The organism is Streptomyces sp. TRM70350, from assembly GCF_019219825.1.
GTDB lineage: Bacteria > Actinomycetota > Actinomycetes > Streptomycetales > Streptomycetaceae > Streptomyces.
In genome coordinates, this window is the sequence record NZ_JAHUXH010000020.1 from 48,422 (window position 1) to 59,895 (window position 11,474).

The window sequence follows — 11,474 nt, forward strand, 5'->3', positions numbered from 1 at the left end:
GGAGGTGGCCTGTGGCGATCGATCAACTGGACGGGCGGATCATCGTGCTGCTGGCGCGCGAGCCGCGGATCGGGGTGCTGGAGATGTCCCGTCGGCTCGGGGTCGCGCGGGGCACCGTGCAGGCCCGGCTGGACCGGCTTCAGTCGAACGGAGTCATCCGTGGATTCGGCCCGGAGGTGGACCCGGCGGCCCTCGGCTATCCGGTCACCGCGTTCGCCACGCTGCAGATCCGGCAGGGGCAAGGGGCCGACGTACGGGCGCACTTGGCGACCGTGCCGGAGGTACTGGAGCTGCACACCACGACCGGCAGCGGGGACATGCTGTGCCGCCTGGTGGCTCGCTCGAACGCCGATCTTCAGCGTGTGATCGACCGGGTCGTCGGTTTTGATGGCATCGTGCGGGCCGCCACGGCGATCGTGATGGAGAACCCCGTTCCGCTGCGGATCATCCCGCTGGTGGAGCAGGCGGCGCTTCAGGAGTGAGCGAACGATCAAAGGCAGGGCGACGGACAGGAGTGATCAAGGCTGTGGGGTGATGGTGTGTGAACTTCTGGGAGTACCTCGGCAATCGCCACCAGCAGCTGCTCATCGACGCCTGCCAGCACGCCGGCGCCGTCTTCCAGTGCATGGTCGTGGCGACCGTGCTCGGTGTGCTGATCGGCGTGGTCACCTACCGCTCCGAGTGGGCCGGGAACCTCGCGACGCTCGCCACCTCCACCATCCTGACCGTTCCGTCGCTGGCCATGATCGGTCTGCTGGTTCCGATCGTGGGGCTCGGTGTGGCGCCGACCGTGATCGCCTTGACGCTGTACGGACTTCTGCCGATCGTTCGTCACGCGATCGTGGGGCTGCGGGGCGTCGACCCGACGCTGGTGGACGCGGCCACGGGCCTCGGGATGTCCCGGCTGAAGCGGCTGGCCCGGGTCGAGCTGCCGCTCGCCTGGCCGCCGATCCTGACCGGCATCCGGGTCTCGACGCAGATGCTGATGGGCATCGCGGCCATCGCCGCGTACGCCTCCGGTCCCGGCCTCGGCAGCCTGATCTTCCGCGGTATCGCGTCCCTGGGCAGCGAGAACGCCCTGAACCAGGTGCTCGCGGGCACGCTCGGGATCATCGTCCTGGCCCTGCTGTTCGACGCCGCGTACGTGCTGATCGGGCGGCTGACCATGTCCAGGGGGATCCGTGTCTGAGTCCCATGGCGCGACCATCGAGCTGGAGAACCTCAGCAAGCGGTATCCGGGCAACCCGCAGCCCGCCGTCGACAACGTCACCATGGAGATCAAGGCGGGCGAGACGGTCGTCTTCGTCGGTCCGTCCGGGTGCGGCAAGTCGACCACGCTCAAGATGATCAACAGGTTGATCGAGCCGTCCGGTGGGCGCATCCGGATCAACGGTGAGGACGTGACCCACATCGATCCGGTCAAGCTGCGCCGGAGGGTCGGCTATGCGATCCAGGCGTCCGGTCTGTTCCCGCACATGACGGTCGCCCAGAACATCGCGGTCGTACCGAAGTTGATCGGTTGGTCCACATCGCGCGTTCGTGAGCGGGTCGAGGAGATGCTCGATCTCGTCGGGCTCGATCCGGGCGAGTTCCACGGCCGCTATCCGCGCCAGCTGTCCGGCGGGCAGCAGCAGCGGGTGGGCGTGGCGCGGGCGCTGGCCGCCGATCCGCCGGTGCTGCTGATGGACGAGCCGTTCGGCGCGGTGGACCCGATCACGCGGGACCACCTCCAGGACGAGCTGATCCGGCTCCAGCACGAGCTGCGCAAGACGATCGTGTTCGTCACGCACGACTTCGACGAAGCGATCAAGCTGGGTGATCGGATCGCGGTGCTGCGTGAGCGTTCGCACATCGCGCAGTTCGACACGCCGGAGGCGATCCTCACCAACCCGGCGGACGACTTCGTGTCCGGGTTCGTGGGCGCCGGGGCGGCGCTGAAGCGGCTCAACCTCAGCCGCGTACGGGATGTGGAGATCATCGACTACCCCACGGTGACCGTGAAGGACCCGTTGCAGACCATCTTCAGCCGGCTGCGCTCCAGCGGTACCAACGAGATCCTGCTGCTGGACCAGCGGGGCCGCCCCTACAAGTGGCTCAGGCAGGGCGATCTGATGCGGGCCAAGGGCTCGCTGGCGCGGGCCGGGACCCTGGTCCACGACACGGTGACCCGGGACGCCACCCTGCGGGACGCGCTGGAGGCCGTGCTCACGGACAACACCGGGCGGGTGGCGGTGACCGGGCGGCGGGGCGAGTACATCGGCGTCGTCGACGTGGAGACGCTGATGAACTCCGTGCACGAGCTGCTGGAGGCCGACCGGCTGGACGCCATGGAGCACCAGCACGAACGGGAGGAGACGAGGGCCACCCGGACGCATGCGGAACAGAAGGGGCACGGAGCGGAGCCGAAGGCGTGACCACCTCTGCGGAGCAGCACCGTCCCCCCGCCGGGCACGACGTCAGGGCGCACGTCCACCGGGACGAGGGCGAGGTGCCCGGCGACCAGAAGCCGCCTCCCCCGCCGAGCCGGACGGGCCCCCGCATCCGCTGGCAGAAGCTGACCTTGCTCCCGGTCTTCGTGGTGGCCGTGCTGCTGGCGACCTGGCTGTGGTTCCGGCAGGCCGACCTGGACCCGATCTCCCGGAACGCGCTGTCGGGCGGGCGGGTGCCCGAGGCGCTGTGGCAGCACGTCCGGCTGACCGCGATCTCCACGTTCTTCGTGCTGGTCATCGCCGTCCCGCTGGGCGTCCTGCTCACCCGCAGGACGTTCCGGAAGGTCGCCCCGGCGGCGATGGCGTTCGCCGGCATGGGCCGGGCGACCCCGGCGATCGGTCTGCTCGCGCTGCTGGTGATCTGGCTGGGCGTCGGCCACAGGTCGGCGCTGGTCGGCATCATCGTCTACGCCATCCTGCCGGTGCTGGCGAACACGATCTCCGGTCTCAGGGCGAACGACCCGACGCTGCTGGAGGCGGCCCGGGGCATCGGCATGTCGCCGATGGGCGTGCTGACCCGGGTGGAGCTGCCGCTGGCGGTCCCGCTGATCCTGGCGGGCGTCCGCACGGCCCTGGTGCTGAACGTCGGTACGGCGACGCTTGCGGCGTTCGGCGGCGGGGGCGGCCTGGGTTCGCTGATCACGACCGGCATCACCGGTCAGCGGATGCCCGTGCTGGTCCTGGGCTCCGTCCTCACCGTCGCCCTCGCCCTGCTGGTGGACTGGCTGGCCTCGCTGGCGGAGCTGCTGCTGCGGCCGCGGGGGCTGGAGGTGGGGACATGAGGCGGTTGCTGTGCCTGGCCGTGGCGCTGGCCTCCGGCTGCGGGCTGACCAGCGGCTCCCCGATGGTCGACGATGTGCGGCCCGGGTCGATCGGGCGGGGCGAGCCGCTGAAGGGCGCCGATCTGACGGTCACGTCGAAGGAGTTCACCGAGCAGCTGATCCTGGGCGCGATCATGGGAATCGCCTTCGAGGCGGCGGGCGCGAACGTCCTCGACCGGACCGGCATCCAGGGTTCGGTGGGGTCGCGCGAGGCGGTCAGGAGCGGGCAGGCGGACGCCGGGTACGAGTACACGGGCACGGCCTGGATCACGTACCTGGGCAACGGCAAGCCCGTCCCGGACCCGCGGCAGCAGTGGCGGGCCGTGCGTGACGCGGACCTGAGGAACGGCGTGACCTGGCTGGAGCCGTCGTCGCTGGACAACACCTACGCCCTGGCGATGAACCAGGCCAACTTCACGAAGTACGGCACCAGGACCCTCTCGGACGTGGCCGAGCTCGCCAGGACCCACCCCGGGGCCGTGACGCTGTGCGTGGAGGGCGAGTTCGCCAACCGGGAGGACGGGCTGCCGGGCATGGAGCGGGCGTACGGCATGAACATCCCGCCGTCCCGGACCGCCCGGATGGACACCGGGATCATCTACACCCGGGCGGCGAAGGGGGGCTGCACGTACGGGGAGGTCTTCACGACCGACGGGCGCGTCAAGTCCATGAACCTGGTGGTTATGGAGGACGACAGGAACGTCTTCCCCCACTACAACGCGGCCCCCGTGATCAACACCAGGACCCTTGAGGAATGGCCCGCGATCACGGAGATCCTCGACCCGATCACGAAGAAGCTCAACAACTCCGTGGCCCGGACCCTCAACGCCAAGGTGGACGTGGACGGCGAGGACCCCCATCAGGTGGCGCTGGACTGGCTGGTGCAGGAGGGGCTGGTGCGGGAGGGGTGAACGGTGGCCCGTGCCGGGCTAGCAGCTGGGGACCGAGCCCGTTCCCTTCTCCAGGGACACCAGGGACTGGACCGCGCCCTTCAGGGTCTTGACCGGGATCAGGCGGAGGCCCTTGGGCAGTTCCGACTTGGCGTCGGCGCATTCGGCGCTCGGGACCAGGAAGACGGTTGCGCCGTCGCGGTGGGCTGCCTGGGTCTTCAGGGCGACGCCGCCGACCGCGCCGACCGTGCCGTCGGCCTCGATGGTGCCCGTGCCGGCGACGGTGCGGCCGCCGGTGAGGTCGCCGCCGCTGCCGTCGCCCTCGAGCTTGTCGATGATGCCGAGCGAGAAGAGCAGACCGGCGCTGGGGCCGCCGACGTCGGCGAGTTCGAGGTCGACCTTGATGTTCTTGTCGTCGAGGCCGAGATAGGTGAGCGCCGCCTCGGTCGCCGCGTTCTGGGACTGGCGCATCTGGGCCTCGTTGTGCTGCTCGATCTCCTTGACGGTGTCACCGCTCGGGTAGACCGCGTCGCGGGGCATCACCGCCTGGTCGGTACGCCACCAGGCGTCGATCACATCGCCGAGCCGGACGCGGGTGTCCGGGCTGGTCGCCTCGATCGTCGTCATCCGCAACTGCCCGCTGGTCTCACGGGTCGGCGCACCGGAGATCGTGATCACCGGGGTGCCCTGGTCCTTGCCGAGCACGTTCGCCGTCATCCCCGGCTGCGCCACCGAGAACGGCAACGGCGCGGACACCGCCGTGGCGATCAGCCCGACGACGGGCAGTGCGCAGACGGCGAGGGCCTGGGGGCGTGTGAGACGAGAGAGCACGAGGTCAATCTAACGCGCGGGAGTGTTCGAACCATCTCCGGTCCGGATCACGCCTGCGCTCAGCGCAGCGCCTCCGCCACCTCCCGGGCCGCGTCCACCACTCTCGGGCCGACCCGTTCCGGTACCGCGTCCGCCAGCATCACCACGCCCACGCTGCCCTCGACGCCGGTCACGCCGACCAGGGGCGCGGCGGCGCCGCACGCGCCGGCCTCCAGTTCGCCCTGGGTGAGGGTGTAGCCGGGGTCGCCGCCCGGGCGCTGACGGGCCGCCAGGATCGCCTTGCCGGCGGCGCCCCGGTCCAGGGGGTGGCGGAAGCCGGCCCGGTAGGCCACGTGATAGTCCGTCCAGGTCGGCTCGACCACGGCGACGGCCAGCGCCTCCGCCCCGTCCACCAGCGTCAGATGCGCCGTCGCCCCGATGTCCTCGGCCAGCGACCTGAGCGCCGGCAGCGCGGCCTCCCGTACCAGCGGATGCACCTGCCGTCCGAGCCCCAGCACACCCAGCCCGACCCGGGCGCGCCCGCCCAGGTCACGGCGTACCAGCGCATGCTGCTCCAGCGTGGCGAGCAGGCGGTACACGACGGTCCGGTTCACGCCGAGCTTGGTGGACAGCTCGGTGACGGTGAGCCCGTGGTCCGTGTCGGCCAGCAGCTTGAGGACCCTGAGTCCCCGGTCGAGCGTCTGAGAGGTCTCCGCGGTCACGACGCCCACTCCTTTGGTGGTGAGGTCGGCAGCCCCCTCTCGGCGGATGCGTCACCGAGTCCCGTCAGCGACGCGCTTCAGAGGCTGCCGATCGGCTGACGGCCCGGCCGGTGGTCCGGGCCCAGTCGCTTCACGGCTGCGCTCCGCGGCGGCGCTGCCACGGGGCGTGTGCGTAGCGGGACAGTAGCGAAGGGGGTTCGCTGAGCGGAAGGCTCCGTCCAGAATCCGGTCAGAGACCGGTATGGGGTACTCCGATTTGTCCCGGTACGTACGGCGTGCAGCACCCCGAAAGGGGCACGGGGGCGTATCGACCAGGCACAGCGCCCGGCGTCACCGCATCCGCGTCGCCCACTCCTGCACCTTGGCGATCCGCTGCCGCAGCTGCCCCGCCGTCGCCTCCGCGCTCGGCGGCCCGCCGCACACCCGGCGCAGTTCGGTGTGGATGACACCGTGCGGCTTGCCGCTCTGGTGGACGTACGCACCGACCATGGTGTTGAGCTGCCGCCGCAGCTCCATCAGCTCCTTGTGGCTGACCACCGGCCGCCGCTCGGCGGGCAGTTCGAGCAGGTCGGCCTCGGCGTCCGGCCTCTTGCGGCTGTGCGCGATCTGCCGCGCCTGCCGCTTCTGGAGCAACAGCTGCACCTGGTCGGGTTCCAGCAGTCCCGGAATGCCGAGGTAGTCCTGCTCCTCCTCGCTCCCCGGGTGCGCCTGCATCCCGAACTCGGCGCCGTTGTACATGACCCGGTCGAAGACGGCGTCGGATTCGAGGGCCTCGAAGGGCAGCATGTCCTGCTCGCCGGTGTCCTCGTCCTTCTGCTGCTCCGCCTCCCTGAGGAGCTTGTCCTCCTCGGCGTACGGGTCCTCCTCGCCGTCCTTCTTCGGCTTGTCGAGCACGTGGTCGCGCTCGCGCTCCATCTCGTTGGCGAAGGACAGCAGGTCGGGGACGGTGGGCAGGAAGACGGACGCGGTCTCGCCGCGCCGCCGGGACCGTACGAAGCGGCCGACGGCCTGCGCGAAGAAGAGCGGTGTCGAGATGGTGGTGGCGTACACCCCGACCGCGAGCCGCGGCACGTCGACGCCCTCGGACACCATCCGCACCGCGACCATCCACCGGTCGGTGTTGTTGCTGAACTCGTCGATCCGGTCGGACGCCCCGGCGTCGTCGGACAGCACGAGGGTCGCCTTGTGGCCCGTGATGTCCCGGATGAGCTTGGCGTACGCCCGCGCCGAGTCCTGGTCGGAGGCGATGACGAGGGCACCGGCGTCCGGAATCGCCTTCCTGACCTCGGTCAGCCGCTGGTCGGCGGCGCGCAGCACGGCCGGCATCCAGTCACCGCGCGGATCGAGCGCGGTACGCCAGGCCTGGCTGATCGCGTCCTTGGTCATCGGCTCGCCGAGCCGCGCCTCGATCTCGTCACCGGCCTTGGTGCGCCAGCGCATGTTGCCGCTGTAGGAGAGGAAGATGACGGGCCGCACGACGCCGTCCGCGAGGGCGGAGCCGTAGCCGTAGGTGTAGTCGGCGGCGGACCGCCGGATGCCGTCGGCGCCCTCCTCGTACGTCACGAAGGGGATGGGGTTGGTGTCGGACCGGAAGGGCGTACCCGTCAGGGCCAGCCGCCGGGTCGCGGGCTCGAAGGCCTCCAGGCAGGCCTCACCCCAGGACTTGGAGTCACCGGCGTGGTGGATCTCGTCGAGGATGACGAGGGTCTTGCGCTGCTCGACGCGGTTGCGGTGCAGCATGGGCCGCACGCCGACGCCCGCGTACGTCACCGCGACGCCGTGGTACTCCTTGCCGAGCGGCCCGGCGCTGTACTCGGGGTCGAGCTTGATCCCTATGCGCGCCGCGGCCTCCGCCCACTGCTTCTTCAGATGCTCGGTGGGCGCCACCACGGTGACCTGCTGCACGACGTGGTGGTGCAGCAGCCAGGACGCCAGCGTCAGCGCGAAGGTCGTCTTGCCGGCGCCGGGGGTGGCGACCGCCAGGAAGTCACGCGGCTGCTCCTGGATGTACTTCTCCATCGCACCCTGCTGCCAGGCACGCAGCTTGCTGGCGGTACCCCAGGGGGCGCGGCCGGGGAAGGCGGGCGAGAGGTGATGGGAGGACGAGGAGGAAGCGGACATAGCAGCGGGCCCGGAGGGCCCTCCGTTGAGGGTGGTGGCGGGCGACGGGCGGGCGGTAGTCACGGTCTCCGTGGGGGTCGGGCGGCTCGGCTGGGTACGACAACCGGGCCACCCTACCGGCGGCCACCTCCCGCCAAGGCGCGAACTCCCCCGGGTCGCCCGCGGGTGGGACCGACGTCACAGCGCGCCGCCGCCGTCACCGCTCCCGCAGTCGCGTCGTCACCCACGCCCCCACCAGCGCCACCCCCGCCATCGGCAGGAACACTGCGGCGAACGCGGCCGGGTGGGAGGCCGTGGCCCCGGTCGCCGCGTGGGTCACCGTGCCGCCGCCGAGGGCCGCGAAGGCGGCGCCGCCGACGGCCAGGAGGACGACGTTGGAGAGGCCGTCGGAGATCTGCAGGGCGGCGGAGTTGGTGCCGGCCTGGTCGGGGGCGGAGAGGTGGAGCAGCAGGACGCTGGTGGAGGAGATGACCAGGCCCATGCCGAGGCAGCCGAAGCCCCAGGCGACGGCCACGATCCATACGGGGACGGCGTCGAGCAGGACGCTCGGGGCGGTGGCGATGGCCGCCGCGACCAGCAGCATGCCCAGCGTCATCAGGCGCTCCCGGTACGGCTCCAGGCGCGGCCGCGACTGCGCCCACGAGCCCAGCGCCCAGGTCGCCCCGCCCGCCGCCAGCGAGAGACCGGCGAGCGTCGGGGACAGCCCCCGCTGGGTGACCAGCATCAGCGGTACGAAGGACTCCGCGGCGATGAAGGCCCCGGCCGCGATGCCGCGCAGCAGCACGACCGAGGGCAGCCCACGCGCCGCCCGGTAGGTGCCGCGCGGGAGCAGCCCCAGCACCGCGGGGATCAGCAGCGCGGCGCCCGCCACGCCGGGCAGCACGGACAGCCAGCGCAGATCCTGGGCGGCGTACTGGAGCAGGCCCGCGCCGAACGAGATGCCGAGCGCGAGGCGGATACGGCGGCGGTCGAAGGAGGCGCCCCGGCCGTCGCCGTCCGTCACCGCTCCGGACGCGCGGGTCCGTATCTGCGGCAGCGCGAGTGCCAGCGGCAGCAGCACCAGCACCGGTATCCCCAGGAACACCCAGCGCCAGCCCAGCTGTTCGGTGACCGCACCCGCCGCGAGCGGCCCGACCACCGACGGCACCACCCAGCTCGCCGCGAACGCCGCCATGATCGCCGGCCGCAGCCGCTCCGGATAGACCCGCCCGACCACGACGTACAGCGCCACGATCACCAGCCCGCCGCCGAGCCCCTGCACCGCGCGCCCGAGGATGAACAGCCACATCGCCCCGGCCGTCCCGGACAGCAGCAGCCCCGCGCCGAAGGCGGCGATGCCGGTGGTCAGCGCGCCGAGCGGCCCCCGCCGGTCCGACCACTGCCCGGCGAGCACCATCCCGAACAGGCTCGTCGTGAAGTACCCGGAGAACGCGAACGCGTACAGCGACACCCCGTCCAGCTCCCGCGCCGCCACCGGCATCGCCGTACCCACGGCCGTCGCCTCGAAGGCGATCAGCAGCACGACCGAGACGATGCCCACGCTCAGCGCCCGGTACGACCGGCCCAGCACACCCTCGCTGCCGGGTTCCGGCGGGACGGTCAGGGCGTCTGCGACGTCGGTGTCGCGGGGGTTCGGGGCAGCCATGCCTGTCAGCGTAAGGGGCATAACTGGATGTGGCCCCTGTCGGGAGACGGTGATCGCCTCGGACCTTGGTCGTAGACCCACCGTTCCCAAACACTGAGCGGGAGTGAGTCCCGTTACCAGGTCTGCTGCTCAGTGGCGCTGCCCCGAACGGTGCTGGGCAGGCTGGTCCCCCGCTTTCGCTCCGCCACCGGTGACACACATCTGGTGTGCGGTCCGGGCAGGTGGGGGCGGGTTTCCTCACGCCTGCGGGTGCCCGAGGGGGCCTGGACGGTCCGATGCCCACGACAATCGCTCCGGTCGTCGTGGGGCGGTGCCGTCCGTCGCCGGATCGGGTGCCCGAGGGCGCGTCGCCCGACCGCGATGCTCGCCGCATCGTGCGATTTGGCATGCCATGGCAACGGAGAACAGCCCCGGGCACACTACGGATGACCGGACCCACACCCCCGACCCCCGGCACTCACTCACACTCACCAGAATCACTACCGCTCACTAAGGGGTCCTTGCACTATGCCCGCCCGGGTCGCGTGGTCTGGCACCGCACCTCGCCGCGTTGCCGAAACGCCCAGGTAGCTCCGCTACCAGGGCGCTCCGGCGCCTTGCGATGCACGGCACCAGACCACGCGACCTGATCAGACGCTCATAGTGCAAGGACCCCTAAATCGGCAGCAGTTCGAAACCCCCTCCGCGTGCCTCAGAGCACCTCGCCCGCCTCGTCCTGGAACAGCTCCGTCCAGTAGTGCCAGCCGGAGGGGTCGGCCGTGCCCGTGGGGTCCACCTTGCGCAGGACGTCGATCATCGTCGCCGCCAGCTGGTCGTACGTCTCCGTCGTCAGCTCGTGGTCCGTCGCCGCGTCGATCCTCTTCTCCCGGTGCAGCAGCCAGAGGGTGAAGGCAAGGGTGGAGATGTCCGTGTTGAGGGGGTACAGCTTCGCCTCGGGTTCGCTCCAGTTCAGGACCTCGCCCGTGGCGCCGTCGACGACCAGGCTGTTGTCCTCGATCAGATGGCCGAGGCGTATCAAGTGGTCGGCGCGGTCGGGGAGCCTGTCGGTGGGGAAGTCGCCGGGGCGTTCCTCGGTGTAGTACTCGGTCAGGGTCGGGAGCGGGACGTCCGTGTCGAGGTAGCAGAGGAAGCCGTCCTCGGGCAGGCCCGTCTCGCGCAGGAAGCGGCGGGTCGGTTCGTGGGTGAGGGTCGTGGGGAAGTCGACGTCCTCGAAGCGGGCGATCCGGGCGGCGCCGAACTCCTGCTCCAGCAGGCGCGGGGGCAGGTCCAGGGCGAGGCCGGACTCCGCGCCCGGGCCCGCGATCAGGGCGAGCGGGCGGATCAGTGCCGCCATCCGCCAGTACGGCGGCATCTCACCGTCCGGTCCCGTCCCCTCCTCGAACACCGCCAGCAGCTGCCGCGTCGCCTCCGTCACCGCCTTCGGGCCGAAGCGGCCGGCGTACGAGGCGAACCGGCCGCGCAGGTCCGCCAGTTCCTCCGTCGCCGCGGCGCACCGCACCAGCGTCCGCAGCGACGGCGCCAGCGGGCGGCTGTCCGTCAGGGCGGGGCGGTCGTGGAAGAAGTACATCGTCGAGACCTCGCCACTCGCGCCGTCGAGCAGCACCGACTCCGACTCCAGGCCGTCGGGTGCCAGGAGTCCGCCTGTCACGAGCTGTTCGCGCAGCCGGGCCAGCAGGCCGTCGGGGTCGGCCGTGGAGTCCGCCACCGTCCGCAGGCCGTCCCTGCGCAGTGCCTCGAACGTCAACAGGGCGCTGTCGCCCGGCAGTCCGGGACCCGTCAGCCAGCGGCGCGTCGGCGCGTGTGTGACGTACGGGTCGAGTTGGTCCTCGGTCAGGGTGATCACCGCGGCAGCGGCGTCGATCGTGCTCATGGCTCCCCCGCGCATGCTTGTCCAGGAGGTACGCCCGCCGTCCGTGCCCCGCGCGGCCGTCCCCACTGCCCAGAACACTACGCGCCACCACTGACAATCGCTCCGA

At 71.2% G+C, this 11,474-nt stretch carries 10 protein-coding genes and 1 pseudogene; 5 read left to right on the top strand and 6 right to left on the bottom strand.

Annotation, left to right across the window (positions count from 1 at the left end; all coding sequences use genetic code 11):
• The first annotated feature begins 11 nt into the window (after positions 1–11).
• The 5 genes from KWI83_RS25905 to KWI83_RS25925 all read left to right on the top strand — a co-directional run bounded on the left by KWI83_RS25905 (position 12) and on the right by KWI83_RS25925 (position 4,221).
• Entirely contained in the window at positions 12–482 is a 471-nt protein-coding gene (locus tag KWI83_RS25905) for an Lrp/AsnC family transcriptional regulator (RefSeq protein WP_218516787.1), read from the top strand.
• 59 nt (positions 483–541) lie between these two features.
• The gene (locus tag KWI83_RS25910) at positions 542–1,189 is read left to right on the top strand and encodes an ABC transporter permease (protein ID WP_218516788.1); all 648 of its coding nucleotides are present in this window, start codon (positions 542–544) and stop codon (positions 1,187–1,189) included.
• Positions 1,182–2,414: an ABC transporter ATP-binding protein gene (locus tag KWI83_RS25915; protein WP_218516789.1), complete on the top strand. Its 1,233-nt coding sequence runs from the start codon at positions 1,182–1,184 to the stop codon at positions 2,412–2,414. Before KWI83_RS25910 ends, KWI83_RS25915 begins: the two co-directional genes overlap by 8 nt.
• A 74-nt stretch (positions 2,415–2,488) precedes the next feature.
• The gene (locus KWI83_RS25920) at positions 2,489–3,271 is read left to right on the top strand and encodes an ABC transporter permease (protein WP_308122187.1); all 783 of its coding nucleotides are present in this window, start codon (positions 2,489–2,491) and stop codon (positions 3,269–3,271) included.
• Positions 3,268–4,221, top strand: a complete 954-nt coding sequence (locus KWI83_RS25925) for a glycine betaine ABC transporter substrate-binding protein (RefSeq protein WP_218516791.1) — start codon at positions 3,268–3,270, stop codon at positions 4,219–4,221. Before KWI83_RS25920 ends, KWI83_RS25925 begins: the two co-directional genes overlap by 4 nt.
• A gap of 18 nt (positions 4,222–4,239) precedes the next feature.
• Here the strand turns inward: KWI83_RS25925 and KWI83_RS25930 are convergent, their stop codons facing one another.
• From KWI83_RS25930 to KWI83_RS25950, 6 genes and pseudogenes are all read right to left on the bottom strand, one after another.
• Positions 4,240–5,031, bottom strand: a complete 792-nt coding sequence (locus KWI83_RS25930; protein WP_218516792.1) for a S16 family serine protease — start codon at positions 5,029–5,031, stop codon at positions 4,240–4,242.
• A gap of 59 nt (positions 5,032–5,090) precedes the next feature.
• Positions 5,091–5,732, bottom strand: coding sequence for an IclR family transcriptional regulator (locus tag KWI83_RS25935; RefSeq protein WP_218516793.1), 642 nt, complete (start codon positions 5,730–5,732; stop codon positions 5,091–5,093).
• A 330-nt stretch (positions 5,733–6,062) separates the two neighbouring features.
• Positions 6,063–7,853: a DEAD/DEAH box helicase gene (locus KWI83_RS25940; RefSeq protein WP_218516794.1), complete on the bottom strand. Its 1,791-nt coding sequence runs from the start codon at positions 7,851–7,853 to the stop codon at positions 6,063–6,065.
• 196 nt (positions 7,854–8,049) lie between these two features.
• Positions 8,050–9,498 (bottom strand): MFS transporter, encoded by a 1,449-nt coding sequence (locus tag KWI83_RS25945; RefSeq protein ID WP_218516795.1) that lies wholly within the window; start codon positions 9,496–9,498, stop codon positions 8,050–8,052.
• A gap of 113 nt (positions 9,499–9,611) precedes the next feature.
• Positions 9,612–9,875, bottom strand: a pseudogene (locus KWI83_RS39045) (IS200/IS605 family accessory protein TnpB-related protein); the annotation flags it as partial.
• A gap of 314 nt (positions 9,876–10,189) precedes the next feature.
• Complete coding sequence (locus tag KWI83_RS25950) at positions 10,190–11,368, bottom strand: SUKH-4 family immunity protein (RefSeq protein ID WP_218516796.1); 1,179 nt, start codon at positions 11,366–11,368, stop codon at positions 10,190–10,192.
• Between the last annotated feature and the right edge of the window lie 106 nt (positions 11,369–11,474).

What these genes read in the sequence shown, in the direction of transcription:
- KWI83_RS25940 (WP_218516794.1), bottom strand. Translation starts at nt 7,853, where the DNA reads ATGTCCGCTTCCTCCTCGTCCTCCCATCACCTCTCGCCCGCCTTCCCC.
- KWI83_RS25945 (WP_218516795.1), bottom strand. Translation starts at nt 9,498, where the DNA reads ATGGCTGCCCCGAACCCCCGCGACACCGACGTCGCAGACGCCCTGACC.
- KWI83_RS25925 (WP_218516791.1), top strand. Translation starts at nt 3,268, where the DNA reads ATGAGGCGGTTGCTGTGCCTGGCCGTGGCGCTGGCCTCCGGCTGCGGG.
- KWI83_RS25950 (WP_218516796.1), bottom strand. Translation starts at nt 11,368, where the DNA reads ATGAGCACGATCGACGCCGCTGCCGCGGTGATCACCCTGACCGAGGAC.